This is a genomic window from Pseudomonas sp. Q11, assembly GCF_024494355.1.
In the GTDB taxonomy this organism is placed as follows: domain Bacteria; phylum Pseudomonadota; class Gammaproteobacteria; order Pseudomonadales; family Pseudomonadaceae; genus Aquipseudomonas; species Aquipseudomonas hefeiensis.
In genome coordinates, this window is sequence record NZ_JAKNQY010000012.1 from 50,152 (window position 1) to 76,409 (window position 26,258).

26 protein-coding genes are annotated in these 26,258 nt (G+C 61.1%); 12 read left to right on the top strand and 14 right to left on the bottom strand.

What is annotated here, in order from left to right; translation table 11 throughout:
• Positions 1-197 precede the first annotated feature (197 nt).
• From MA884_RS14395 to MA884_RS14405, 3 genes are all read left to right on the top strand, one after another.
• Entirely contained in the window at positions 198-1,187 is a 990-nt protein-coding gene (locus MA884_RS14395) for a 2-hydroxyacid dehydrogenase (RefSeq protein ID WP_256231152.1), read from the top strand.
• A gap of 195 nt (positions 1,188-1,382) precedes the next feature.
• Positions 1,383-1,817, top strand: coding sequence for a hypothetical protein (locus MA884_RS14400; protein WP_047228735.1), 435 nt, complete (start codon positions 1,383-1,385; stop codon positions 1,815-1,817).
• Positions 1,817-2,221, top strand: a complete 405-nt coding sequence (locus MA884_RS14405) for an META domain-containing protein (RefSeq protein WP_256231153.1) — start codon at positions 1,817-1,819, stop codon at positions 2,219-2,221. The genes MA884_RS14400 and MA884_RS14405 overlap by 1 nt, the downstream gene beginning before the upstream one ends.
• A gap of 197 nt (positions 2,222-2,418) precedes the next feature.
• On the opposite strand, the gene MA884_RS14410 is transcribed toward MA884_RS14405, so the two are convergent.
• On the bottom strand, positions 2,419-2,886 hold the full coding sequence (locus MA884_RS14410; RefSeq protein ID WP_256231154.1) for a TlpA disulfide reductase family protein: 468 nt from the start codon (positions 2,884-2,886) through the stop codon (positions 2,419-2,421).
• 127 nt (positions 2,887-3,013) lie between these two features.
• On the opposite strand from MA884_RS14410, the gene arsC reads away from it, so the two are divergent.
• From arsC to MA884_RS14425, 3 genes are read left to right on the top strand one after another with little or no spacing between them, the layout of a single operon-like run.
• Positions 3,014-3,367 (top strand): arsenate reductase (glutaredoxin), encoded by a 354-nt coding sequence (gene arsC, locus MA884_RS14415; RefSeq protein ID WP_256231155.1) that lies wholly within the window; start codon positions 3,014-3,016, stop codon positions 3,365-3,367.
• On the top strand, positions 3,364-3,969 hold the full coding sequence (gene wrbA / locus MA884_RS14420; protein WP_047228739.1) for an NAD(P)H:quinone oxidoreductase: 606 nt from the start codon (positions 3,364-3,366) through the stop codon (positions 3,967-3,969). The genes arsC and wrbA overlap by 4 nt, the downstream gene beginning before the upstream one ends.
• On the top strand, positions 3,962-4,387 hold the full coding sequence (locus MA884_RS14425; RefSeq protein ID WP_256231156.1) for a DUF2069 domain-containing protein: 426 nt from the start codon (positions 3,962-3,964) through the stop codon (positions 4,385-4,387). The genes wrbA and MA884_RS14425 overlap by 8 nt, the downstream gene beginning before the upstream one ends.
• A 90-nt stretch (positions 4,388-4,477) precedes the next feature.
• Here MA884_RS14425 and MA884_RS14430 read toward each other — a convergent pair whose 3' ends face one another.
• Complete coding sequence (locus MA884_RS14430) at positions 4,478-5,152, bottom strand: DNA-3-methyladenine glycosylase I (RefSeq protein ID WP_256231157.1); 675 nt, start codon at positions 5,150-5,152, stop codon at positions 4,478-4,480.
• A 78-nt stretch (positions 5,153-5,230) separates the two neighbouring features.
• Complete coding sequence (gene ttcA, locus MA884_RS14435; protein ID WP_256231158.1) at positions 5,231-6,055, bottom strand: tRNA 2-thiocytidine(32) synthetase TtcA; 825 nt, start codon at positions 6,053-6,055, stop codon at positions 5,231-5,233.
• Positions 6,056-6,353: 298 nt separating this feature from the next.
• On the opposite strand from ttcA, the gene MA884_RS14440 reads away from it, so the two are divergent.
• Positions 6,354-6,956: a Yip1 family protein gene (locus MA884_RS14440; protein ID WP_047228743.1), complete on the top strand. Its 603-nt coding sequence runs from the start codon at positions 6,354-6,356 to the stop codon at positions 6,954-6,956.
• Positions 6,957-7,132: 176 nt separating this feature from the next.
• The gene (locus tag MA884_RS14445) at positions 7,133-7,627 is read left to right on the top strand and encodes a SprT family zinc-dependent metalloprotease (protein WP_047228744.1); all 495 of its coding nucleotides are present in this window, start codon (positions 7,133-7,135) and stop codon (positions 7,625-7,627) included.
• 120 nt (positions 7,628-7,747) lie between these two features.
• Here the strand turns inward: MA884_RS14445 and MA884_RS14450 are convergent, their stop codons facing one another.
• Entirely contained in the window at positions 7,748-8,929 is a 1,182-nt protein-coding gene (locus tag MA884_RS14450) for a CaiB/BaiF CoA-transferase family protein (RefSeq protein ID WP_256231159.1), read from the bottom strand.
• 259 nt (positions 8,930-9,188) lie between these two features.
• Complete coding sequence (locus tag MA884_RS14455) at positions 9,189-10,523, bottom strand: dicarboxylate/amino acid:cation symporter (RefSeq protein ID WP_256231160.1); 1,335 nt, start codon at positions 10,521-10,523, stop codon at positions 9,189-9,191.
• 333 nt (positions 10,524-10,856) lie between these two features.
• Here MA884_RS14455 and MA884_RS14460 point away from each other — a divergent pair, with 333 nt between their 5' ends.
• Positions 10,857-11,855: an AraC family transcriptional regulator gene (locus MA884_RS14460; RefSeq protein WP_256231161.1), complete on the top strand. Its 999-nt coding sequence runs from the start codon at positions 10,857-10,859 to the stop codon at positions 11,853-11,855.
• A gap of 158 nt (positions 11,856-12,013) precedes the next feature.
• Here the strand turns inward: MA884_RS14460 and MA884_RS14465 are convergent, their stop codons facing one another.
• The 3 genes from MA884_RS14465 to MA884_RS14475 form a co-directional block, all read right to left on the bottom strand.
• A complete protein-coding gene (locus MA884_RS14465) occupies positions 12,014-13,360 on the bottom strand; it encodes an ATP-binding protein (protein ID WP_256231162.1) in 1,347 nt (448 codons plus the stop codon).
• Positions 13,357-14,034, bottom strand: a complete 678-nt coding sequence (locus tag MA884_RS14470; protein ID WP_256231163.1) for a response regulator — start codon at positions 14,032-14,034, stop codon at positions 13,357-13,359. The genes MA884_RS14465 and MA884_RS14470 overlap by 4 nt, the downstream gene beginning before the upstream one ends.
• A 107-nt stretch (positions 14,035-14,141) precedes the next feature.
• Entirely contained in the window at positions 14,142-14,741 is a 600-nt protein-coding gene (locus tag MA884_RS14475; RefSeq protein WP_107321731.1) for a hypothetical protein, read from the bottom strand.
• 152 nt (positions 14,742-14,893) lie between these two features.
• On the opposite strand from MA884_RS14475, the gene MA884_RS14480 reads away from it, so the two are divergent.
• Both MA884_RS14480 and MA884_RS14485 read left to right on the top strand, forming a co-directional pair.
• Entirely contained in the window at positions 14,894-15,685 is a 792-nt protein-coding gene (locus tag MA884_RS14480) for a dienelactone hydrolase family protein (RefSeq protein ID WP_256231164.1), read from the top strand.
• A 206-nt stretch (positions 15,686-15,891) separates the two neighbouring features.
• Positions 15,892-16,617, top strand: a complete 726-nt coding sequence (locus MA884_RS14485; RefSeq protein WP_256231165.1) for a 4'-phosphopantetheinyl transferase — start codon at positions 15,892-15,894, stop codon at positions 16,615-16,617.
• Positions 16,618-16,774: 157 nt separating this feature from the next.
• Here the strand turns inward: MA884_RS14485 and MA884_RS14490 are convergent, their stop codons facing one another.
• Positions 16,775-18,385: an ATP-binding protein gene (locus tag MA884_RS14490; RefSeq protein WP_256231166.1), complete on the bottom strand. Its 1,611-nt coding sequence runs from the start codon at positions 18,383-18,385 to the stop codon at positions 16,775-16,777.
• Positions 18,382-19,104, bottom strand: a complete 723-nt coding sequence (locus tag MA884_RS14495; protein ID WP_256231167.1) for a response regulator — start codon at positions 19,102-19,104, stop codon at positions 18,382-18,384. The genes MA884_RS14490 and MA884_RS14495 overlap by 4 nt, the downstream gene beginning before the upstream one ends.
• Before the next feature lie 859 nt (positions 19,105-19,963).
• Between MA884_RS14495 and MA884_RS14500 the strand changes: the two genes are divergently transcribed.
• Positions 19,964-22,855, top strand: coding sequence for a ribonucleoside-diphosphate reductase subunit alpha (locus MA884_RS14500; RefSeq protein WP_256231168.1), 2,892 nt, complete (start codon positions 19,964-19,966; stop codon positions 22,853-22,855).
• A 397-nt stretch (positions 22,856-23,252) separates the two neighbouring features.
• Here the strand turns inward: MA884_RS14500 and flgE are convergent, their stop codons facing one another.
• The 4 genes from flgE to flgB are packed head-to-tail and all read right to left on the bottom strand — an operon-like array spanning position 23,253 to position 26,201.
• Positions 23,253-24,578, bottom strand: a complete 1,326-nt coding sequence (flgE, locus tag MA884_RS14505; protein WP_256231169.1) for a flagellar hook protein FlgE — start codon at positions 24,576-24,578, stop codon at positions 23,253-23,255.
• A 30-nt stretch (positions 24,579-24,608) separates the two neighbouring features.
• On the bottom strand, positions 24,609-25,331 hold the full coding sequence (gene flgD, locus MA884_RS14510) for a flagellar hook assembly protein FlgD (RefSeq protein ID WP_256231170.1): 723 nt from the start codon (positions 25,329-25,331) through the stop codon (positions 24,609-24,611).
• A gap of 15 nt (positions 25,332-25,346) precedes the next feature.
• On the bottom strand, positions 25,347-25,790 hold the full coding sequence (gene flgC / locus MA884_RS14515; protein ID WP_014339780.1) for a flagellar basal body rod protein FlgC: 444 nt from the start codon (positions 25,788-25,790) through the stop codon (positions 25,347-25,349).
• A gap of 3 nt (positions 25,791-25,793) precedes the next feature.
• Positions 25,794-26,201: a flagellar basal body rod protein FlgB gene (flgB, locus tag MA884_RS14520; RefSeq protein WP_256231171.1), complete on the bottom strand. Its 408-nt coding sequence runs from the start codon at positions 26,199-26,201 to the stop codon at positions 25,794-25,796.
• Positions 26,202-26,258 lie beyond the last annotated feature (57 nt).

The following is a 26,258-nucleotide window of genomic DNA, read 5'->3' on the forward strand; positions in this document are numbered from 1 at the left end:
TCCAGGGCAATAGCCCAAAACCCAGGATCAAGGAAAATCCATGCTCCTACCCCGACCGTAGGAGCTGTCGAGTGCAACGAGGCTGCGATCTTGTCCCAGACAATTGAGTCGCGAGCGAAAGATCAAGATCAAGATCAAAAGATCGTTGTCCTCGGCAGCGCGTACCGCGTTCACCTACTCAGCGCCAGGAGGCCGCCATGCGCGCAATTCTTTTCAGCAGCCAGACCTACGACCGCGACAGTTTCAGTAAAGCCCCGGCACCCGCTGGCCTTGAACTGCAGTTTCAGCCAGCACGCCTGAACCTCGACACCGTGGCCTTGGCCGAACACCATGAAGTGGTGTGCGCCTTCATCAACGATGACCTGAGCGCCCCGGTGCTGGAGCGACTGGCGAATGGTGGCACCCGGCTGATCGCCCTGCGCTCGGCCGGCTACAACCATGTCGACCTGGCCGCCGCCAAACGGCTGGGGTTGAGTATCGTCCGGGTGCCGGCTTATTCGCCCCATGCCGTGGCCGAACATGCCGTGGCGCTGATCATGGCCCTCAATCGCTGCTTGCATCGCGCTTACAACCGCACCCGGGACGGCAATTTCAGCCTCCATGGACTGACCGGTTTCGACCTGGTGGGCAAGACGGTCGGCGTGATCGGCACCGGGCAGATCGGCGCGACGTTCGCGCAGATCATGGCCGGCTTCGGCTGCCGGTTATTGGCCTACGATCCGGCCCCCAACCCGCAGGTCCAAGCCCTGGGCGCCCATTACCTGCCCCTGGACGATCTGCTGGCGCAAGCGCAGATCATCAGCCTGCATTGCCCGCTCAACGACCAGAGCCGACACTTGATCAACGCCGACTCGTTGGCCGCCATGCAACGCGGCGCGATGCTGATCAACACCGGACGCGGCGGCCTGGTGGACACACCCGCCTTGATCGAGGCGTTGAAAAGCGGTCAGTTGGGCTATTTGGGGCTGGATGTCTATGAGGAAGAAGCGCAACTGTTCTTCGAGGACCGCTCCGACCTGCCCCTGCAGGATGATGTGCTGGCCCGGTTGCTGACTTTCCCCAACGTGGTGGTCACCGCGCATCAGGCCTTTCTGACCCATGAAGCGTTGGCCGCCATCGCCGCGACAACCCTGGACAACATCGGCGCCTGGGCCGCAGGCACTGCACAAAACCTGATAGACAGCTGAGCACTCAGTCAACACATACACCCTTGTGGGAGCGAGCCTGCTCGCGATAGCGGTGGACCCGTCAGCATGGCGTCGACTGATGCCCCGCTATCGCGAGCAGGCTCGCTCCCACAGGGGGATTTCGTCGCCTGACCGGTATCAGGATCATCCCACCCCATAGCCCGTGCTAGCATATCGCGCCTATCTGGAGGACCCATGGCCGAACACGATTTCCGCTACACCCTGATGAACCCGCAACACACCCTGACCGAAGTCCGCGCCCTGGCGCCGGGCCGCTATCAGGTCACCGGCAACGGCGGTTCGATCCAGGCCAACGACGTGCTGCTCGTCACCCTCAAAGGCAGCAAGGACTTGTCCATGCGCCTGACCGTGGACACCGTTCGGCACTTGCTCAAGCCCATGGGTCAATGGACCGCCATGACCACCGGCCCGGTGTTCGGCGAGCTGGCGATCCACACCTGGCAGGTCAACTGCGACCGCTGCGCCAAGCAACTGAGCTTTGAGTTTGCCGTCGACGCCAAACTCGGCGTCAAGGCGCAGAAACCGGCCGCTACCGCGCGCATTGCCGAGCTGGGCTGGACCACGGTTGGTGAAAAACACCTGTGCCCGACATGCCAGGAAGCCGCCTGATGAAACGTTTGGCCCTGGCCGCGCTGATCGGCGCCGGCCTGATGGGTTGCGCCGCCGAGCCCGTGCAACTGCAGCAGGACCGCAGCTACATCCTGGAATGGATTGGCGAACGGCCATTGATGGACTACAGCAACCTGACCATCACCCTCGGGGACGACGGTCGGGCCTACGGCAACGGCGGCTGTAACCACTGGTTCGCGCCCTATACCCTGGAAGGCCACCGTTTGAGCTTCGGCAAGATCGGCAGCACCCGCAAACTCTGCGCCCCGGCGCTGATGGAGCAGGAAGTGCGCTTCTTGCAGGCGCTGGAAAAGGTTGAACGCTGGGACGTGTCGCCCACCGAACAGATGCGCTTCTGGCCGGCCCAGGGCAAACCGCTGCGGTGGTGGTTGGAGGAAGGTTGAGACCCGTTAAAACACGGACATAGATTGCTCCCGTGGCGAGGGAGCTTGCTCCCGCTGGGCTGCGCAGCGGCCCCCTCTGTTCTATCTGACATTGCGCGGGTGGCAGGTGACTTTTGGGGCTGCTTCGCAGCCCAGCGGGAGCAAGCTCCCTCGCCACAAAAGCCACCTTGCTCCTTGCTCCTTGCCACAAAGCGGTGTTATTTGAACGCCTGCAACGCCTCAAGCTTGGCCATCACCCCCGCCGCCGTCTGTTCCCCCAGCATCTGCTCGCGCACCTTGCCCTGGTTGTCGATGATGTAAGTCACCGGCAACCCTTCGCTGCGCGGGATATCAAAAAAGTCGGCCGGGTCACGGGCCAGCACGGTGAAACGGATGCCCATCTTCTCGCTGGCGCTCTTGAGTTCCTCGCCCTGAACCTGGTCGAAATTGACGCCGAATACACCGATATTGCGTCCCTTGAGTTGTTCGGCCAGGGCATTGAACTCTGGAATTTCGGTGCGGCACGGCGCGCACCACTCGGCCCAGTAATTGAGCACCACCCACTGTTTGTCCAGACGTTGCGCGGCGATGGCTTGACCGTTCTGGTCAACTCCGTAGTCATTCCCGCAGCCGGCGAGCAACAAAATACCCATGAATGTCAGTGCCGTCGTCAATCGCCTTGCCATGTGCCAATCCTTGTATTGAATGTGAACGTCGGCGCGGCCCGCCGTTTTCAAACGCGCCTGTCTGAGGTGCCTGGTACCTCGCGACACAGTAGAATAGCCGCCACCTTACGCAAGATGCGACCCACTCATGACCGATCTGACGCTTTATCACAACCCGCGCTGCTCCAAATCCCGCGGCGCGCTGGAACTGTTGGAGGCCCGTGGCCTGACGCCCGTCGTGGTCCGCTACCTGGAAACCCCGCTCGACGCAGCGCAGTTGGAGCGTTTGCTGGGCAAGCTCGGCATCACCGCCCGGCAACTGCTGCGCACTGGCGAAGACGAATACAAGACCCTGAGCCTGGCTGATGAAAACCTGAGCCAGTCCCAATTGATCGCGGCCATCGCCGCCCACCCCAAACTCATGGAACGACCGATTCTGGAAACCGCTGACAAGGCCGTGATCGGGCGCCCGCCGGAGAAGATCCTGGAGATCCTGCCGTGAGCACGCCGTACATTCTGGTGTTGTATTACAGCCGCAGTGGCTCCACCAACGAAATGGCCCGGCAGATCGCCCGCGGTATCGAGCAGGCCGGGCTGGAAGCCCGGTTGCGCACGGTGCCGGCGATTTCCGCCGAGTGCGAAGCGGTATCGCCAGACATTCCCGAGCAAGGCCCGCTGTACGCCAGCCTTGATGACCTGAAGAACTGCGCCGGCCTGGCCCTGGGCAGCCCGACCCGTTTCGGCAACATGGCCGCGCCGCTGAAATACTTTCTCGATGGCACCAGCAACCTGTGGCTGACCGGCGCCCTGGTGGGCAAACCGGCGGGTGTGTTCACGTCCACCGCGAGCCTGCATGGCGGCCAGGAAACCACCTTGCTGTCGATGATGCTGCCGCTGTTGCACCACGGCATGCTGATCACCGGCCTGCCCTACAGTGAGTCGGCCTTGATCGAAACCGAGGGCGGAGGCACGCCTTACGGCCCGAGCCATCACGCCGGGGCAGACGGTAAAAGCGGCTTGAACGAACATGAAGTCGCGCTGTGCCGGGCACTGGGTTTACGCCTGGCGAAAACCGCACTACTGCTGGAGAACGGCCGTGGCTAAGAAGCCAAAAATCCTGCCGCCCATCCAGTGGCTGGAACCGCGGGTACGCATCGCCCGGGTCTTGAGCCTGCTGTGCTTTTTCGGCCTGGTGGGGTTGCTCTGTGTGTATTACCTGCTGATCGCCGACCTGCACGGCGCGCGCCCCTGGGTGATTCTGCTGATCGAGCTGGTGCCGCTGCTGATACTGGCGCCAGGCATGATCAGCGGCAGCCCCCGCGGGCATTCGTGGATGTGCTTTGTGGTGAACCTGTACTTCATCAAGGGCGCACTGGCAGCCTATGACCCGAACCGACAGATGTTCGGTTTGCTGGAAATGACGGCGAGCGTGGCGGTGTTCTGCTCAGCCCTGCTGTATGTGCGCTGGCGGTTTCAGTTGAACCGGCGGTTGGCGGGAGAAGGCGAGATTTCCGTCGCCTGATAGAGGGCTATCGCGAGCAGGCTCGCTCCCACACTGGATCTGTGAACGCCACAAATCTCATGTGGGAGCGAGCCTGCTCGCGATGCGGTCTCAATGATTGACGGTATACGCCAGCATCATCGAAATCTGGCTCATCGGCCGTCCACCACTCTCTTCATGCCACTGATTGAAGGCCTTTTGCACCGTCGCCAGATCCCGCAGGCTGGTGGGGACTTTGTCGATGATGTCCTGCGCATTGAGCGCGGCCACCACGTCATAACCGGGCACGAAGGTGTCCTTGCCCATCATCCGCAGGAAACGCGGGGCCGACAGACCGCCCAGTTGATGACCGTGTTTTTTCAGGTAGGTCCACAGGCCGACGATGTCGGTCACCGGCCAGTCGGCGATCAGCGCGCCGAAGCTGCCTTTTTCATGGGCCACGTCCAGTATCAGTTGCGCGTTGCGCGGCACGCTTTTGAGCTTGCCCAAGTGGCGAATGATCCGCGCGTCCTGCATGAGCCGCTCCAGGTGCTCGGCGCTCATCAGCACGACTTTTTCCGGATCGAACTTGAAAAACACTTCCTCGAACGCCGGCCACTTGGCGTCCACCAGGCTGTGCTTGAGCCCGGCGCGAAATACTCGCAACGCAATGGTCGAGAGGTAGCGGTCGTCACTGATCTTGCGCAGTTGGGCCGGGGTCTTGGGAACAGGCAGGTGGGCTTCCAGTTCAGCCGCCGAACCGAAGCGGTTCAGACAATACTCGTGCAGCCACTTGTAATCGCGCATGCCCTCTCCTGGGGTCGGAAATAAAAACGGCGCTCCAGGCCTGGCCACGAGCGCCGTGAATAGGAGCCGCTGAACTCGTCAGAGGTTCACCACGTTGACGAATCGCGGCGTGGCGCTTTCGTCGATGCGCAGGTTGGTGAAGTCGAACAGGTTGCGGTCCGCCAGTTGCGACGGAACAACGTTCTGCAAACCGCGGAAAATGCTCTCGGTGCGGCCCGGGGTCTTGCGCTCCCACTCCTGCAGCATCTCCTTGACCACCTGGCGTTGCAGGTTTTCCTGGGAACCGCACAGGTTGCAAGGGATGATCGGGAACTGCTTGAAGTCCGAATAGGCCTGGATGTCTTTCTCGTTGCAGTAGGCCAGCGGGCGGATCACCACGTTGCGCCCGTCATCGGCGCGCAACTTGGGCGGCATGGCTTTGAGCGAGCCGTTGTAGAACATGTTCAGGAAAAAGGTCTCGACGATGTCGTCGCGGTGGTGCCCCAGGGCCATCTTGGTCGCGCCGATCTGGTCGGCAAAGGTGTAGAGCGTGCCGCGACGCAGGCGTGAGCACAGCGAGCAGGTGGTCTTGCCCTCCGGGATCAGTTCCTTGACCACCGAATAGGTGTCCTTCTCGACGATGTGATACTCCACGCCCAGCGACCCAAGGTAAGCCGGCAGAACATCCTCGGGGAAACCGGGCTGCTTCTGGTCCATGTTCACCGCGACAATGTCGAACTTGATCGGCGCAACCTTCTGCAAATGCATCAGCACATCGAGCAAGGTGTAGCTGTCCTTGCCGCCGGACAGGCAGACCATGACCTTGTCGCCATCTTCAATCATATTGAAATCAGCGACCGCCTCACCGGCCTGGCGGCGCAGGCGCTTTTGCAGTTTGTTCTGGTTGACCGTAAGAGTGCCCATGACGCGAAATCCGTGAGGTGTGACGAAAGGCCGGCATTTTAGCTTTTCAAGCAGCTACAAGCCACAAGCTGCAAGTCACGCGCGGTGCTCTCTCTTGCGGCTTGAAACTTGAAGCTTTTAGCTATCAACAGCCTCTCCTACAGCGCGATTTGCTCTAAGCCCCCCATCCCCCTCGGGGTAACTCCTTTCTATACTGCGACATAAGGTCGCACACACTTACAGACCTGTACTTACTCGGCCGTTTGGCCCGTAGGCGCTCCGTTGGGGGGCGATGGCAATAACAAAGGAGTGACTGACTATGATCCATCATGTCGTGGGGCTCTTTACCCACCCTGATCAAGAATGGAAAGAAATCCGTGGCGATCAGGAGGAAAGCATCAGCCACATGTACCTCACCCACACGCTGATCCTGGCGGCCATTCCCGCGGTATCGGCGTTTATCGGCACCACGCAGGTGGGATGGGTCATCGGCAATCGGCCACCGGTGATGCTGACTCAGGAAAGTGCGCTGTGGATGACCATCATGTCGTACCTCGCCATGTTGGGCGGCGTGGCGGTGATGGGCGCCTTCGTGCACTGGATGGCCCGCACCTATGATGCCAACCCGAGCCTGGCGCGCTGCGTCGCGTTCGCCACCTACACCGCGACACCTTTGTTCATCGGCGGGCTGGCGGCGCTTTATCCGCACATGTGGCTGGGGATGATCGTCGGTACGGCGGCGATCTGCTACACGGTCTACCTGCTGTATGTGGGCCTGCCCACCTTTATGAATATTCCTCAGGACGAGGGTTTCCTGTTTTCCAGCTCGGTGCTCGCCGTGGGCCTGGTGGTGCTGGTGGCTATCATGGCGTTCACGGTGATTGTCTGGGGCCTGGGCGTCGGCCCGGTGTATACCAATTGACGCGTTGAAACCCGCTCATGGCGCTCCCCTAGAAAAACAAAGCAGGATCTGCCAACACAGGCCGCCGCAAGGCGGCCTTCCTGTGTTTGGCGCTGTCGAAACGACCACTGGGCGTCTGGGCGATTCGCAACAGCCGGCGCTTGCGGCATACTCGAGCCTCTGGAGACCCGTACAGCATGCTTGAGCAACTCAATACCCGCGTCGAAGAGTGTTACCAACAAGCCGAAACCTTTTTCAAACGTCCTTTCAAACGCCCCGTAGTCAGCTTCAAATTGCGTGGCCAGAAGGCCGGTGTCGCGCACCTGCATGAAAATCTGCTGCGCTTCAATCCACAGTTGTACCGGGAAAACGCCGAAGATTTTCTCAAGCAGACCGTCGCCCACGAGGTCGCGCACCTGATTGCCCATCAACTGTTTGGCGAACGTATTCAGCCCCACGGCGAAGAGTGGCAACTGATCATGCGCGGCGTGTACGAACTGCCGCCCAACCGTTGTCACACCTACGAGATCAAACGCCGCAGCGTGACTCGCTACATCTACAAATGCCCTTGCGACGGCAGCGACTTTCCCTTCTCAGCCCAGCGCCACAGCCTGGTGCGCCAGGGGCGCCGCTATTTGTGCCGCAGTTGCCGCAATACCTTGGTGTTCAGTGGGGAGACTCGGGTGGAGTAGCTGGTTTCTGTGGTGTCTGGGCTGGCCTCATCGCGAGCAGGCTCGCTCCCACAAGGGTTTTGTGAGCGCCATAGATCCAGTGTGGGAGCGAGCCTGCTCGCGATGAGGCCCGAAAGAACACTACAAAACCACGCCGGCATCACGCAATTGAGCAATCCGCTCAACACTAAACCCCAACTCCCCCAACACCTGATCGGTGTGCGCTCCCAGCCCCGCGCCAATATGCCGCGGCTCGGGCAAGCCTTGCGAGAACTTCAACGGACAGGCCATCTGCGCCTGGCTCGAGCCATCGCCACGCGGCACCTGGATCACGACGTCCCGGGCCACTAACTGGGGATGCCTGAGTGTTTCTTCCAGACTCAACACTGGTTCAACGCAGGCATCAACCCCCGCAAACAACCGGCAAAGCTCGTCGAAATCATGCTTCTCGAATTCGGCCTGCAGTTGCTGCTTTAGCTGCCGTTGCTGATCTGGATTGGGCGACAGCCCCTGGGCCGCCAGTTCCGGCCTTCCCAGGGCCTCGCACAACGCCTGCATGAAGACCGGCTCCAGACTGCCCACCGACATCCAACGGCCATCCCGGGTGCGGTAGTAGTCATAGAAGCTGCCACCGTTGAGCATCTGGTTTTCCCACTCCGGCTCCACGCCGCAGGCCAGATAACCCGCGCCGGCCAGGGCGTTGAGGCTGAACACACAGTCGGTCATGCTCACGTCCAGGTGCTGGCCGTGCCCGGTTTGCTGACGGGCGATCACCGCCGCCAATAGCCCGATCACCCCGTGCAGTGAACCACCGGCGATATCCGCCGCCTGGATGCCCAGCGGCAATGGCCCGGTGTCGGCACGACCGGTGTGGCTGGCCAGCCCCGCCAGGGCCAGGTAGTTGATGTCGTGGCCGGCCCGGTCCTGGTAGGGCCCGGTCTGGCCGTAGCCGGTGATGGACACATAGATCAACCGGGGATTGATCGCCTTCAAGGCTTCGTACCCCAGGCCCAGCCGCTCCATCACACCGGGGCGGAACTGTTCCAGCAGGATGTCGTGGTCGCCCAGCAACTGCTTGATCACCTCCAGCGCCGCCGGCTGCTTGAGGTCCATGGCCAGGCTGCGTTTGTTGCGGTTGAGGTAGGCATGGCTGGCCGAGACGCCCTGATCATGGGGCGGCAGTATGCGCAACAGGTCCGGGCGAGTCGGCGACTCGATGCGCAATACCTCGGCCCCCATGTCCGCCAGCAACAGCGAGGCGAACGGACCGGGCAGCAGCGTCGAGAAGTCCAGAACCTTGAGCGATGCCAGTGGGCCTTGCATGGGCGATCTCCGAGGGGGGGGTGATGCCCTCAAGACTAGGCAGGGGTTGGTGGTGGGGCAATTACCGCAGGTGTCACTGGGGATGACCATTGCGCTCAAGGCTGTCACAGATCCTTGTGGCGACGCTGGGCTGTGGGAGCAAAGCTTGCTCCCACAGAGTGTGGGATAAATCCCCTCGCCACAAAGGAGTCGCGCCAGCCTTGAGAACTCGGGCCCATGAAAAAACCCGCCGAAGCGGGTTTTTTCATGCAGCGAAAGGTTACTTCACAGCAGCAGGGGTTGGGCCTTCGGCCACGCCCAGGTCATCTTCTTCACGGGTATCGGAGATGCCGCGACCACCGGAAGCCAGTTCGCTCTGCAACTGGTCTTCGTCCAGCTCCTTGACCCACTTGGCAACCACGAGGGTCGCGACGGCATTGCCCACCAGGTTGGTCAAGGCGCGGGCTTCGGACATGAAGCGGTCGATACCCAGGATCAGCGCCAGGCCGGCCACCGGCAGGTGACCCACGGCCGACAGGGTCGCCGCCAGCACGATGAAGCCGCTACCGGTCACACCGGCAGCACCTTTGGACGACAGCAGCAGCACCAGCAACAGGGTGATCTGGTGAGTCAGGTCCATCGGAGTGTCGGTGGCCTGGGCGATGAACACCGCAGCCATGGTCAGGTAGATCGAAGTACCGTCGAGGTTGAACGAGTAGCCGGTCGGGATCACCAGACCCACCACGGATTTCTGTGCGCCCAGACGCTCCATCTTGATCAGCATGCGTGGCAGGGCCGATTCCGACGAGGAAGTACCCAGCACGATCAGCAGTTCTTCACGGATGTAACGGATCAGCTTGACGACGCTGAAACCATGGGCCCGGCAGATGGCGCCCAGCACCACCAGCACGAACACCACGCAGGTGATGTAGAAGCAGATCATCAACTGGCCCAGTTGCACCAGCGAACCGACACCATAGGCGCCGATGGTGAACGCCATGGCACCGAATGCACCGACAGGCGCCAGTTTCATGATCATGTTGATGATGTTGAACATCACGTGGGCGAAGCGATCGATGAAGTCCAGCACCGGCTTGCCGTAGGCACCCAGGCGATGCAGGGCGAAACCGAAGATCACCGAGAACATCAACACTTGCAGGATATCGCCGTTGGCGAACGCGCCGACGATGGTGTTCGGGATCACATTGAGGATGAAGGCCACGATACTCTGGTCTTTACCGGCCGAGATGTAACCGGCGATCTTGCTGGTGTCCAGGGTAGTCACGTCGATGTGCATGCCGGCGCCCGGTTGCACGACGTTGACCACGACCAGGCCGATCAACAGGGCGATAGTGGAGACGACTTCGAAGTACAGCAGCGCGTAGCCACCGGTCTTGCCCACCGACTTCATGTTCTGCATGCCGGCAATACCGCTGACAACAGTACAGAAGATGATCGGGGCGATGACCATTTTGATCAGCTTGATGAATCCGTCACCCAGCGGTTTGAGGGCAACGCCGGTCTGGGGATAGAAGTGACCGAGCAAAATGCCGATGGCAATGGCTACGATCACCTGGAAATACAAGGATTTGTACAGTGGCTGACGAGTCGTCATGGCAAACCTTCCTCAAGTGTCCCGTGTGACAACATCCACCTGTCGTCCACGAAACCTCAATTGCGAACCCTCCTGCATTGGAGGGATTTGTTTTGGCGGCTGCACTGCGGCAGACCTGCGGATGCCTATCGCAAGGCCCATGCCATTTTCCGGAAAATGCCTACAACCCTTGAGCCGCAAGGGCTACACGTCGTTAAACACATCTGAACAATCGAACGGAAATGGCGGATTCCCGCCCACACGGCAGTTCCCGCTCCGGGATTTGGCGGATATCCGCCTTGTCGAGCTGAAGTCCCCTGCTACCATCGGCAGCTCAATAAACGGATTCCTGCCATGCGCCAACGCACAATCGCCAGCCACTTTGCCCGCGCCGCCCTGGGTGGCGCGCGCCGGCAAGGTTTCGATCACGTTCCCTTGCTGCAACAGCTGGGCATCAGCCCCGAGCTGTTGGACGAGCCGCGAGCACGCATAGCGCCAGCACAGTTCGCCGGCCTGTTGCAGGCGCTGCGGCTGGCACTGGGGGATGAGTATCTGGGGTTTGGTCTGGCCCCGAGTAAACCCGGGACGTTTGCCATGATGTGCCACGCATTGATCCACTGCCGGACCCTGGGCAAGGCCCTTCAGCGCGGGTTGTTGTTCTACAGCCTGTTCCCGGACGCTCCGAGCCTGACACTTGAGGCGGAAGGGGAACGGGTGCGCCTGAGCCTGGATGAATCGACACTGCGCGACCCCGACCATTTCCTGGCCGAAAGCCTGCTGGTGATCTGGCATCGCCTCGGCAGCTGGCTAATCGGCCAGCGGATCGGTCTGGAACAGGCGACCTTCAGCTATGCCAAGCCGGCCCATGGGGCCGAGTACGATCTGTTGTTCCCCTGCCCGCTGGTGTTCCAGGCGCAACGTTGCAGCCTGTTGTTCCACAGCCGCTACCTGGACATGCCGTTGCTGCAGGACGAACGAACCCTCAAACACTTTCTCGAACACTCCCCCGCCGACCTGCTGTCACGCCCTGACGATGGCAACAGCCTGAGCAGCCAGCTACGCCGCCTGCTCAGCCGCGACGCCGCACGCTGGCCGGACCTGGACACCGTCGCCGCGCATTTGCACATCAGTCCGCAGACGTTGCGTCGGCATCTGCGGGAGGAAGGCACCAGCTTCCAGGAACTCAAGGATCAGTTGCGGCGGGATATCGCCATCTACCATCTGGGACGCGCGGACCTGTCGTTGCAGCAGATTGCCGAACAGCTGGGGTTCTCTGAACCGTCGGCGTTTCACCGGGCGTTCAAGAAATGGACGGGGGTAACGCCGGGGGCTTATCGGGAGCAGGAGAGTTGATAGAGAGAGGGGTTGCTGATTTTCAGTGGACACACAACCCGCGCTCCCCTCAGATCAAAATGTGGGAGCATGGCTTGCCCGCGATGGCGCCCTTGAGACTGCCATCGCGGGCAAGCCCTGCTCCCACAGGTCTGATTCCAGCAGGTATCCGTTAGCAGTCAAACCACCGAAAAATGAATCCGAAACGCCGCCCCGCCCAGCTCTGAGTCCCCCAGGGTCAACCGGGCGCCGTAGCTCTCGATGATGTCTTTGACCACCGCCAGCCCGATGCCCTGCCCTGGGTGCTGGCGATCCAGCCGCTCGCCACGTTGCAGAATCCGTGCACGTTGATCCGGCGGCACGCCCGGCCCGTCATCCTCGACACACAACTCAATGCCGCCGAGGGTCTGATGCACGCTGATGCGCACCTCGCCCAGGCACAGCCGATAGGCGTTTTCCAACAGGTTGCCGAGCATTTCCAGCAAGGCGCCCTGCTCGATCGGCACATGGCACTGCTCCGGCAGATCGAAGCTGACGTTGACACGCTTGTCGCGATAGACCTTGTCCAGCGTATCGCACAGGCTTTGCAGCACCGGACGCAAGCGCACCTGATGGCGCACCAGACCGCTTTTGCGCAGGCTGGCGCGCTGCAACTGATAGCCGATCTGCTGGCTCATGCGCTCGATCTGGCTTTGCAGCACCCAGGCCTGCCCACGGTCCTCGGCGCGCCGGGCCATGTCTTCACTTACGCCTTGCAGCACCGCCAGCGGGGTTTTCAGGCTATGAGCCAAGTCATCGAGGGAATCACGATAGCGGCTGCGCTGCTCCCGCTCGCCATGCAACAGGCGGTTGAGGGAGCCGGTCAGGCGCAACAGCTCCCGCGGGTGCTCGGTGCTGAGGCTTTCCCGGCTGCCACTTTCGATTTCGTCCAGTTCCTGGCTCAGGCGCCTCAACGCGCGAAGCCCCCAGCTCAGGCCAATCCACAACAGGGCCAACAACACCGCCAGTGCGGCACCGAATCCCAGGTAGAGATTTTCCCGCAGGCCGTCGAGCGTCACTTCGTAATCGCGCACCGGTTGCAGGGTGACGAAACTGAACGCCGCGCTCTGGCCGCCGAGCAGTTTGACTTCGACGTCGTAGACAAAAAACTCCTGGCCGTTGTCTTCGCGGATACGCGCGAACTGATTGCCCTGGCCGTCGTAGCGCGGCGAGTAATTGATGTTCTCTTCGCGAGTGGCCTTGGACCGCCACACCAGGCGCCCGTCGCGATCATAGATGTAGCCCAGCAGACGGGCGTCGGCGAGGTTAAAGCGCTCATCGGGCAATTGCGCCGGCATCTTCAAGCGGTTGTTTTCCACTCGGGCAGCGGAAATGAGTGTGGTCACGTCCGACGCCAGGCGTTGTTCGATGGATTCCTGCAAGGCGAGGCTGAACGCGCCCTGCATGGCCGGCAACAGCGCCAACATGAACAACACCGCCAGGGTCATGGCGGCCAGCATCAACCGCAGCCGTAGCGAACGAATCACTGGCAACGCTCGTTGAACAGGTACCCCAGGCCACGCACGGTTTCGATCGGTTTGAAGCCGGCCGGGGCTTCCAGTTTGCGCCGCAGGCGCCCCACCAGCACTTCAATGACATTGGGGTCACGCTCGTCGTCATCCGGGTAAAGCTGCTCCATCAAGCGGTCCTTGGCGACCACCTGCTGATGATGGCGCATCAGGTATTCAAGGATGCGGTATTCATAGGCCGTCAGCGCCAAGGGTTCCTCACCCAGGGACGCCTGTTTGCGATTGAGGTCCAGCAGCAACGGACCGGCCACGATGGTCGACTGGGTGAAGCCACTGGAACGGCGCAACAACGCGTTAAGGCGGGCCTCCAACTCTTCGAACTGAAACGGCTTGACCACATAGTCGTCCGCACCGGCGGCGAGGCCTTCGACCTTGTCCTGCCAGTTGCCGCGGGCGGTAAGGATCAGGATCGGGAAGGTCTTGTCCTGGGAGCGCAACCGGCGGATCAGCTCCAGCCCGCTGATGCCCGGCAGGCCCAGGTCGATTACCGCCAGGTCATGATTGAATTGCCCGACCTGATACAAGGCCTCCTCGGCATTGGCCACGGCCTGCACCACATGGCCGCTGTCGGTGAGACGGGTTTGCAGGTGATGACGCAGCAAGGCTTCGTCTTCGACGACCAATAATTTCATGGGGCTCTCCCAGGCAAATCGAACAATCCAGTCATGCACATCGGTTCAAGAAAAAAGGTGCCGGATCGTCTTGGGCCGATCCGGCTGCCCACGCTCACCTTCCAGCCTTAGAACGTGTAGTTGGCCGAGAGATAGGTCTGGGCACTGCTGGTCAGGTCCAGCGATCCCACCTTGCCACCTGCGTGGGGGCTCATCTCGGTGCTGGCGTTGCTGCGCAGGTAACGGTACCCCAGTTCCAGTGAGGTGTTTTGCGAAACCTTCTGCAGGATGCCGGCCTGCAAGCCCACCGCGTAGCCGATATCGCTGTCACGGCTATAGCCGGGAGAGTCCTGGGTCAGTTTGGTCAGGCCCGCCGTACCGCCGCCGAACAGCTTGGTGCTGCCGGTGACCGGATAGAACATATCGTAACTGCCCAGCAGGTTTTCCTGGCGCAATTTGATGCCATTGTGCGTGCCCGAAACGTTGTCGTACGTGGCGTAGTAGCGACCCTGGTCGTTTTGCCGGCCCAGTCGGACGCCATAGGTGGTGTCCTTGCCGATGATACCGTCGGCGTTCGGGTGGTTGAGGTTAGCGTTCAGGGCGTCGGACTTCTTGACCTTGTCGCTGGTCTGGCCGAGGGTCAGGCTGGCGAAGTTATCATCGGCGTGGGCCATGGCGCTGGCGCCCAGCACCGTGAAAGCCAACAGCAGAGTTTTCATGTGAGTCATGTTCAAGCTCCTGTGTAACGTGGGTGATTTGTGAAGTCGCAGCCACGTTAACCAACCGTCCCTGAATGGCCCTTGAACGTTCTCTGAACCTGCGCTGAATGAATCGGCTAGAGTGTTCTGTCTCACCCAAACATTTATCAAGGAGATCCGTCATGCACCGGTTGCTTGCTGTTGTACTTCTGGCCTTTAGCGCTGCGAGCCACGCCGCTATCCAGACCCAGGAGATCCCCTACACCAGTGCCGACGGCACCCAACTGATTGGCTACTACGCTTACGACGACGCGGTCAAAGGCCCGCGCCCGGGCGTGGTGGTGGTACATGAATGGTGGGGGTTGAACGATTATTCCAAGCGCCGCGCCCGTGATCTCGCGGGCCTGGGCTACAGTGCGCTGGCCATCGACATGTACGGCGACGGCAAGAACACCGAGCACCCCAAGGACGCCATGGCGTTCATGCAGGCGGCCCTCAAGGACGGCAAGGCGGCCAGTGCGCGGTTCCAGGCCGGGCTCGACCTGCTGATGAAACAACCCCACACCGACCCGGACAAAATCGCCGCCATCGGTTACTGCTTCGGCGGCAAGGTGGTGCTGGATGCGGCGCGCCAGGGCGTTCCGCTGGCCGGCGTGGTGAGTTTCCACGGCGCACTGGTCACCAATACCCCAGCCACACCTGACAGCGTCAAGGCCAGGATCCTGGTCGAACATGGCGCACTGGACAGCATGGTCACCCCGGACAACGTCACCGCGTTCAAGAGCGAGATGGACAAGGCCGGTGCCGACTACACGTTCGTCAACCTTGAAGGCGCCAAGCACGGCTTCAGCAATCCCGACGCCGACCGCCTGGGTCACGGTGAACATGGCGGGCCGGACATTGGCTATAACAAACAAGCCGATGAAAAGTCCTGGGCGGACATGCAGAAGTTCTTCAAGAAGATTTTTGACTAAAACCCATCCTTCAACTGAAACAACCACCTGTGGCGAGGGAGCTTGCTCCCGCTGGGCTGCGAAGCAGACCCAAAACCTGCGAGCGCTGCGCCCTCGAGCGCCAGCCCGGCCGAGCGGGAGCAAGCTCCCTCGCCACAAAAGCTTCCCCGTTCACAATCTCCACGCCCCACTACCCAGCCTCACGCCAACCCGGCAAAATGCCGGCCATGAACGCACTCCCCGCCCTGCCCGCCTGCTGCACGCCTCTGGATGATCAATGGCTGTTGCCCGAAGCCTTGTCCGATACAGTGCTGCTGAGCACCCGCTTCGATCCGTTGCTGCTGAGCGGCAATGACTTTTTGCACAGTGCCATCGAACCACCCCCGAGCATCCAGCGTTCAGTGGCCAAGCGTCAGGCGGAATTCCTTGCCGGACGGATCTGCGCCCGGGCGGCCCTTCATCAGTTGGACGGCCAGACCTGCGTGCCGGCCATCGGTGACGACCGCGCCCCGATATGGCCGGCCCATGTCAGTGGCTCGATCACCCACAGCACCGGCCGGGCAGCGGCCATCGTCGCCAGAAAACACCACTGGCAAGGGCTGGGCATGGACCTGGAAAACCTGCTCGACCCCGAGCGCGCCGAGCGCCTGGCCGGTGAAATCCTCACTCCACCGGAACTGCTGCGCATGGCCGCAACCCGGCAAGAGGACCGGGCATTGCTGGTGACCCTGACCTTTTCCGTGAAGGAAAGCCTGTTCAAGGCCTTGTACCCGATCGTCAGGCAGCGCTTTTATTTCGAGCATGCCGAAGTGCTGGAATGGACGCACGGCGGGCAGGTGCGACTGCGGTTGCTCACCGACCTGTCGGCCGAGTGGCGTCATGGCAGTGAGTTGTCGGCACAGTTTGCTGTGAAGGATGGGCAGTTGTTGAGTCTGGTGGGGATCAAGGCCTGAGATTTGTGGTGCTAATGAGGGGGCCATCGCGGGCAAGCCTTGCTCCCACAGAGTACATTGCCCCCCTCTAAATGTGGTCTCCTGTGGGAGCAAGAAATGTGGTCTCCTGTGGGAGCAAGGCTTGCCCGCGATAGCGTCCCACCCTTCACCACTGGCCTCAAGACCTGTCCTGATGCCTCGGCCAGCTCAAACTGAAACAGGCCCCACCCAGACTCTTGCTCTTGCCGATCAACGCCCGGCCGTCATGCCAGTGGATGATCCGCCGCACGATCGACAACCCCAATCCATGGCCACCTGAAGCACGGGCCCGGCTGTCGTCCAGGCGCAGGAAGGGTTTGAAGATCCGCTCCCACGCCGCCTCCGGCACGCCGGGCCCGTCGTCCTCGACGTCCACCCGACAACGCAACTGACCCACCTGATAACTGACCGTCACCCGGGAGCTGGCGTGACGCATCGCATTACTCACCAGATTCTGCAGGGCTCGATGCAAGAAGCGCGGCTCAGCCTCGACCCAGGCGCCATCGCAATCGGCGGCAGACAGGCACAGGCCGCGTTCGACCGTGATCCCGGCCCGAAGCGGTCCCAACTCTTCAATCACCTGATTGACCAGCGCATCCAGATCCACGCGCTGGAAGTTCAGGGCCGGCGACCCCTGCTCCAGTCGCGCGTAGGTCAGCATCTCGTCCACCAGCCGATCCAGGTCTTCGATATCGTTGTCCATGCCCGCCAGGTATTTGTCCCGGGCCTGAGGCGTGGTGGCGCTGCCGATCATCTCCAGGCCAAAACGCAGGCGCGCCACCGGAGTACGCAACTCATGGGACACCGCTCGCACCAGCTCCCGCTGGATCGCCAACAACTGCTGCAAGTGTTCGGCCATGCCGTTGAACGCGGCGGCCAGTCGCCCTACCGAGTCAGCGCCGCGGGCCGGCACCCGGGTTTCCAGGCTGCCTTGGGCGATCTGGGTAGCGGCCGATTCCAGGCCACGCAGGCGCCGCTCCAACTGGCGCACCAACAGGTAAACGATCAGTCCGATCAGGCTCAACCCCAGCGCCGCGATCAGCACCAGCCACTCAGGCGGATAAGGGTTCATCTGGTACAGCGGGCCGATTTCCAGCACCCACGGCGTACCGACCATGCCGGCGAACACCCGGATCGAGTCACCGCCCTTGCCCAGCGCCATGACCGTGTCGCCTTCGGCGACGCGACGCCGCTGGTCTTCATCCATGTCCGCCTGCGTGACGGTCATCAGCCGCAGGTCAAAACCAAAACCTTTTTCCTGCTTGAGTTGCGCCAGGCGTTCAGGCTGCTCGGCCACCGGGTAGCGCACCAACTCATCGGCCAGCAAGTAGATAGTCGCCCGGGCCAACTGTTCGCTGATCTGGCGGACTTCCCCGACCAGCATCAGTTTTTCAGCGTCGCTGACCAGTCGATAAACTTTTGCCGCGTGGGGCCCGGTCTGCTCCACCAGGGCCTGACCGCGCATGACACGGGTGCGCTGGCCGAGATCCAGATCGGTCTGGGCGTAAGTCTGCAACGCCAGGGGAATGCCCAGCAGACGCTCCCACACCGCCAGGGCACGGCGCCGCTCGGTGTCGTTCATGGGCCGCAGATTATCGGCCATCAAGGAAAACGTGCCATGGGCCAGACGCTCGCGGTACTGCTCACTGCGAGTCTGGTTGAGCAAGTGCAGGGCCAGCACGCCGAGCACCGCCACCAGCACCAGGGCCGCACACATGCCGCCATAAATGCGCAGGAAGATCGAGTTCACGGCGCCGGGTCTACGCAAGCTTCAGGAACGAACAGATAACCCTTGCTGCGGATGGTCTTGATCAGCCGTGGGTGGTCCGGGTCGTCGCCGATCTTGGGGCGGATGCGCGAGATGCGCACGTCGATGGAACGGTCCTGGCCGTCATAACCGATGCCGCGCAGGGCGGTGAAGATCTCTTCCCGGGACAGGATGCGCCCGGCATTGGACACCAGCAGCCACAGCAGGTCGAACTCGGCACTGGTCAGCTCGATGCCGTTGTCTCGCAGCCAGGCTTCGCGCAAGGCGTTGTCCACCACCAGCGGGCCGAACTGCAGGCGCCGCGGCTTTTGCGGCGTGGCCGGTTCCGGTTCGCTGCGCCGCAACAGGGCCTGGACACGTGCCAGGAGCAGGCGAGGACGCACCGGTTTGCAAACGTAATCGTCGGCGCCCAGGTCCAGGCCCTGGATCTGATCGGTGTCATCGGTGCGGGCGGTGAGCATCAGGATCGGTCCGTCGTAATGCTCACGCACCTTGCGGCAGATGCTCAGGCCGTCCTCGCCGGGCAGCATCAGGTCGAGGATCACCAGGTCCGGCTGCTCGGCAATGATCCGCGCCGCCGCCACCGCACCGTTGCCTTCAATGGCAACACGCAGGCCGTTGCTTTCCAGGTACTCGCGAGTCAGCTCGGCCAGCCGCTGGTCATCCTCGACGATCAATACCTGCCAGGCTTCTTGTTCCACGGGGGCCTCGTCTTGTTGTGTATATAGCAGAAAGGATAAGCACCTGACTTGTGGCGAGGGAGCTTGCTCCCGCTGGGCTGCGCAGCGGCCCCCAGATTTTTGCGGTTGCTGCGCAACCGAGCGGGAGCAAGCTCCCTCGCCACAAAATGTCCGCTCCAAATATAGAATCCAGATCCTCCCGTCTTTTTGTCATGTTAAAGGAGGATAACCATGCTCATGCACGGGCCGATTGTATAAACGCCGGCCCTGCATAAAACAAGCGGACAAATGCGTTCGGTCGCGCGGGATTTGTGTGGTAACGTCCGCGCCCGCAAAAACTACCGGGCTGTTTTCGGATCGTCAAAACGATGAAAAAGGGTCCACTCCAGCAAGGTCGCGGCCTACAGCGCTGTTCCACGTTTCGCACACAAATTACGCACAGGCTTATCCACAGGTAGCACGTTGCATTCATCCCCCAAAACGCATTATCTTGTAGCCCGTCGCGTAAAAAACCCTACATGTAGGGTTTTCGACCAAAAACCAAACACAAGTCGGACAGAGAATTCAAGCGCTTTTCTTGCCTTTGTCCGGCTGAAACACCGCATTCCCCTACGACCAGACCGCCCTCTGCGGATGGCCGCTGTTTCAAGGTCGGAAATGACCAGAACGGTACGGGTGTTGCAGTCCATTGCAGGCACCTCTGCAATCCGGTTTCGAGCCCAGGCTCGAAGCCCAGAACTTCGGAAGGAAGCGGTATTCAGGCCTGCTTCCTACTGTCCCGAAGTTGTTATACCCGGCGCCAGTCGGTTGTAGTGCTTCAGGACGGAACGGTGGGCACCGTGATGGTGCCCAAACAAACATAGAGAATGTGGAGACACCCATGCACACCGACACAACTCGCGAGAACCCGCAGGGCACCGCGCCGCTGGCCGCTGATTCGAACTCGGATCTGGCCGCTACCGCGCCTGGCCAACTGCGTGTGATCAAGCGTAACGGCACTGTCGTTCCTTATACCGATGACAAGATTACCGTCGCCATCACCAAAGCGTTTCTCGCAGTTGAGGGCGGCACCGCCGCCGCTTCGTCGCGCATCCACGACACCGTGGCCCGCCTGACCGAGCAAGTCACCGCGACCTTCAAGCGGCGCATGCCATCGGGTGGCACCATCCACATCGAAGAAATCCAGGACCAGGTCGAACTGGCCCTGATGCGTGCCGGCGAGCAGAAAGTGGCTCGCGACTACGTGATCTACCGTGATTCGCGCGCCAAGGAGCGTGCCATCCGCACCCCGGCTGACGCGCCGGTGCTGGCTCACCCTTCGATTCGCATCGCACGCGCCGACGGTAGCCTGGCGCCGCTGGACATGGGCCGCCTGAACACCATCGTCACCGAGGCCTGCGAAGGCCTGGAAGAAGTTGACGGCGACCTGATCCAGCGCGAAACCCTGAAGAACCTCTATGACGGCGTCGCACTCAAGGACGTCAACACCGCACTGGTAATGACCGCACGCACCCTGGTGGAGCGCGAGCCGAACTACTCCTTCGTGACCGCCCGCCTGCTGATGGACACCCTGCGTGCCGAAGGCCTGAGCTTTCTGGAAGTCGCCGAGAGCGCGACCCACCACGAGATGGCCGACCTGTACGCCAAGGCCCTGCCGTCCTACGTCGCCAAGGGTATCGAATTCGAATTGCTGAACCCGGTACTGGCCGAGTTCGACCTGGAAAAGCTCGGCAAGGCGATCAACCACGAGCGCGACCAGCAGTTCACTTACCTGGGCCTGCAAACCCTGTACGACCGTTACTTCATCCACAAGGACGGTATCCGTTTCGAACTGCCGCAGATTTTCTTCATGCGCGTGGCCATGGGCCTGGCGATCGAAGAGAAGCAGCGTGAAGACCGCGCCATCGAGTTCTACAACCTGTTGTCGTCCTTCGACTACATGGCCTCGACCCCGACGCTGTTCAACGCCGGCACCCTGCGTCCACAACTGTCGAGCTGCTACCTGACCACCGTGCCGGATGACCTGTCGGGCATCTACGGCGCCATCCACGACAACGCCATGCTGTCCAAATTTGCCGGCGGCCTGGGCAACGATTGGACCCCGGTGCGCGCATTGGGCTCGTACATCAAGGGCACCAACGGCAAATCCCAGGGCGTCGTGCCGTTCCTCAAGGTAGTCAACGATACCGCCGTGGCGGTCAACCAGGGCGGCAAGCGCAAGGGCGCGGTGTGTGCCTACCTGGAAACCTGGCACATGGACATCGAAGAGTTCATCGAGCTGCGCAAGAACACCGGTGATGACCGTCGTCGTACCCACGACATGAACACCGCCAACTGGATCCCTGACCTGTTCATGAAGCGCGTCTTCGATGACGGCAAGTGGACCCTGTTCTCGCCATCCGAAGTGCCGGACCTGCACGACCTGACCGGCAAGGCTTTCGAAGAGCGCTACGAGTACTACGAAGCCCTGACCGAGTACAACAAGATCAAGTTGTTCAAAGTCGTCCAGGCCAAAGACCTGTGGCGCAAGATGCTGTCGATGCTGTTCGAAACCGGCCACCCATGGCTGACCTTCAAGGACCCGTGCAACCTGCGCAGCCCGCAGCAGCACGTGGGCGTGGTGCACAGCTCGAACCTGTGCACCGAGATCACCCTGAACACCAACAAGGACGAGATCGCCGTCTGCAACCTGGGCTCGATCAACCTGCCGAACCACATCGTCGATGGCAAGCTGGACACCGCCAAGCTGCAACGCACCGTGAACACTGCCGTGCGCATGCTCGACAACGTGATCGACATCAACTACTACTCGGTGCCACAGGCGAAGAACTCCAACTTCAAGCACCGTCCGGTCGGCCTGGGCATCATGGGCTTCCAGGACGCCTTGTACCTGCAGCACATCCCGTACGGTTCGGACGCTGCGGTCGAGTTCGCCGACAAGTCCATGGAAGCGGTCAGCTACTACGCGATCCAGGCTTCCTGCGATCTGGCCGACGAGCGCGGCTCGTACGAGACGTTCCAGGGTTCGCTGTGGTCCAAGGGCGTGCTGCCGCTGGATTCGCAACAAATCCTGATCGCCCAGCGCGGCGAGAAGTACATCGACGTTGACCTGAACGAATCCCTGGATTGGGCACCGGTTCGCGCCCGTGTACAGAAAGGCATCCGTAACTCCAACATCATGGCCATCGCACCGACCGCCACCATCGCCAACATCACCGGCGTGTCGCAGTCGATCGAACCGACCTACCAGAACCTGTATGTGAAATCGAACCTGTCGGGCGAATTCACCGTGATCAACCCGTACCTGGTTCGCGACCTCAAGGCCCGCGGCCTGTGGGACTCGGTCATGATCAACGACCTGAAGTACTACGATGGTTCGGTGCAGCAGATCGAGCGCATCCCGCAGGAGCTCAAGGAGCTCTACGCCACCGCGTTCGAAGTGGACACCAAGTGGATCGTCGACGCGGCCAGTCGTCGCCAGAAGTGGATCGACCAGGCTCAGTCGCTGAACCTGTACATCGCTGGCGCCTCGGGCAAGAAGCTGGACGTGACCTACCGCATGGCTTGGTACCGTGGTCTGAAAACCACCTACTACCTCCGTGCCCTGGCCGCCACCAGCACCGAGAAGTCGACCATCAACACCGGCAAGCTGAACGCTGTTTCCAGCGGCGGCAACCACGGTGACGATTCGGTCCTGGCGGCTCCAGCCGGGCCCGCGCCAGTGCCTAAAGCCTGCGCGATCGACGAGCCGGATTGCGAAGCTTGCCAATAAGCTGAGTGGGTGAGCGCTGCAAGGCGCTTGCTAAAAGGAACCCCCGATAGACCGCTGGTTTATCGGGGGTTTTCTTTTGCCTTGAAAAAAGTAGCGACCGGACTGACCCCATCGCGAGCAGGCTCGCTCCCACATGTGTTCCGGTTCGTTCGCAAGATTTGCGCTCACTGAAAATTACTGTGTGTGGGGCTTGCTCGCGAAAGCGGTGGTTCAGCCAGTGACCCTATTGAATGTCCCGACGCCTTCGCGAGCAAGCCCGCTCCCACATTGGAATGCGTCCACCTGTGGGAGCGAGCCTGCTCGCGATGGCGCCGGGACGAGCACCACAAAACACCCGTTCAAAAGAAAGCCCCTCTTGCGAGGGGCTCCTTGTGCAGCTTTCAGACAACCTTCGATATCAGGCCATCTGAATGATGGTCTGCATGATGGTGCTCTGGGTGGAGATGGTCTTGGCGTTCGCCTGGTAGTTGCTCTGGGCCTTGATCAGCTCGACCAGTTCGTTGGTCAGGTTGACGTTGGACTCTTCCAGGGAGTTGGAGACGATCGAACCCAGGGTGCCGGTTTCCGGGGCATCGTAGCCCGGGATGCCCGACGCGAAGGTTTCTTTCCAGCTGCTGCCGCCTACCGGCTGCAGGCCTTGCTCGTTGGTGAAGCTGGCGAGGGCGAGCTGACCGATCGGCTTGGTCTGGTTGTTGCTGAAGTTGGCCAGCAGTACACCACTACCATCGATGGTCAGGTTGGTGATCTGGCCGGTGGCGTAGCCGTTCTGGGCAGGGATTGACCGAGCGGTGTCAGCGTTGAATTGGGTGGTGTTGGCCATGGAGACCGTAATCGTCGACGAACCGGCACCGTTGGCGGTCCACACGCCGTTGGTCACGGTACCCGGCACCCAACCGTCCAGTTCCAAATCGTTACTGATGGTCGGCGCGGTCGGCGGAACTGTGACCGGTCCTGGAGTACTGACCTGAACCAACTTACCACTCGAATCAAAGGTCATCGTCGAAGGAACGGGAGCGTTCGGCGCAACCGGCGCGCTGCCATCCAGGTTACGACCATCGATCAGGGTGTAGACATCCCACGTGTTGGCCCCAGTCTTGACCATGTACTGGTCCATGGAATGCTGGTTACCCTGGGTATCGTAGACAGGTGTGGTGAATTGCTTGGTGAACGTGGCGGTATCGGTTGGATCGAATACGTAGGGAGCCGCCTGTGAAATCGGGGTCGCCGTCGAATTCAGGTTAATCGTCGACGAAACCAGGCTGGTCGCTTGCGGCGGCAGGTTGGAGGTGTCGATGCGCAGGTCGGTCAAAATACCGTTGAGGATGTTGCCATTGGCATCCACGCCATAGCCCTGCAAACGCGCGGTGCCGTCGCTGTTGGTGACGAAGCCATCCTTGTCGGTCTTGAACGTACCGGCACGGGTGTAGCTCAGGGAGCCGTCGTTGCTCAGGACAAAGAAACCGGAACCCTGGATGCCCATGTCCAGCACGTTGCCGGTGTTGTTGACGTCACCCTGGCCGAACTGCTGGGAGACGTTGGCCAGGCGTACGCCGTTGCCGACGGTCTTGCTGCCGCTGCCCAGCCGGGTGGCCGAGTAGACGTCTTCGAATTCAGCACGGGACGATTTGAAACCGGTGGTCGCCACGTTGGCGATGTTGTTACCGGTCACGTCCAGGTGTTTGTTGGCTGCATAGAGACCGCTAAGGCCGATGTTGAAAGACATGTTGCACTCCTTTTGCCGGTTTAGTCGGCTCTACATACCAATAGTTTGTACTTTGGACAGGGCGATGCTGCCCAGCCCGGCGAGATTGAGCATCAGCTCACCGCCCGTCTGGCTGATCGTCACGCTGCTGACGGTCGCCGGCAGGTGGGTGATCAGCGACACGGCCTGGTCGTCGATAGTGGTCGAAGCAGTGAAGGTGTAAGTGCCCGACTCAAGCGTGGTGCCCGCATCGTTCTTGCCATCCCAGATGAAGGCCGAGTTGCCGGCATTCTGGCTGCCCAGCTCGATGGTACGGACGGTCTTGCCGTCCTTGTCCGCGATCTTGATCGCCAGGGAAGACACCGAAGCCGGTACCACCACCGTGCCGTTGAGGCTCTTGGAGGTGTCGACCACAGCCTTGTCACCCGGGGCGATGACCGAACGCCCCACCAGTGACGAGGCTTGCAGGGCCTGGGATGAGTTGTAGTTGCCGGCAATCCCACTCACGGTTTCGTTGAGCGTGGTGATGCCTTCCAGACTGCTGAACTGCGCCAACTGGGCAACGAACTCGCCGTTATCCTGCGGCTCCAGCGGGTTCTGGTTTTTCAGCTGGGTGACCAGCAGTTGCAGGAACGCATCCTTGCCCAGCTCCTTGGAGCCGGTAGCCGCATTCGTCGCCGAGGCCAAGCCATCGGTGGTGGTGTTGGTCTTGACCGAGGAGTTGGCCAGAATCTCGTTGAGGCTCAAACCACTGGTGGTGTTAGTGACGCTCATGTGACTCGCCCCTTATCACTGACCGAGGGTCAGGACCTTCTGCATCATGGTTTTGGCGGTGTTCATCATTTCGACGTTGGTCTGGAACGAACGACTGGCGGAAATCATGTCGGCCATTTCTTCGACGACGTTCACATTCGGGTAATAGACATAGCCCTTGGCGTCGGCGGCCGGATGGTTCGGCTCGTAGCGTGCGTCGAGGTTGCTCTGGTCTTCGACCACGCCGAGCACCTGCACACCCTGCCCTGCGGCGTCCTGCTCCTGGAACAGCGAGTCGCTGCCGCCGGATTGGCCGCCCTGGAACATGGTGGCGAACACCGGGTGACGGGCACGGTAGGTCTGGTCGATGCTCGACGAAACGGTCTCGGCGTTGGCGATGTTACTGGCGACGGTGTTCAGACGCGTGGTCTGGGCACTCATGGCGCTGCCAGCAATGTTGAATACGCTCGCAATCGACATGACTTACTCTCCGCGCAGGGCCGATACCAGCCCTTTGAATTTGCTATTGAGCAGGGTGAAGCTGGCCTGGAAGTTCACGGAGTTTTCCGTGTAGTTGGACTGTTCCAGTTGAGCGTCCACGGTGTTCTGGTCGATCGAAGGCTGCATCGGCGTGCGGTACATCAGCGATTCATCGCTATTGCCCAGGCCTTCGGCTTCGATATGACGGCTGTTGGTCATGTTCAGGGCGAAGTGGCCGTTCTTGGTCTTCTCGCTCTGCTCGGCGAGCACTTTGGAGAAGTCCAGGTCCCGAGCCTTGAAGTTCGGGGTGTCGGCGTTGGCGATGTTGTTGGCCAGGACTTCAGCACGCTGGGCGCGGAAGCTCAGGGCCTTTTCGTGGATACCGAGCGCTTTATCGAAACTGATGCTCATGTTGGAAACCTTCGGGTGACCAGAATTTACGTACGATGGACATAGCAAGCGTCGTGC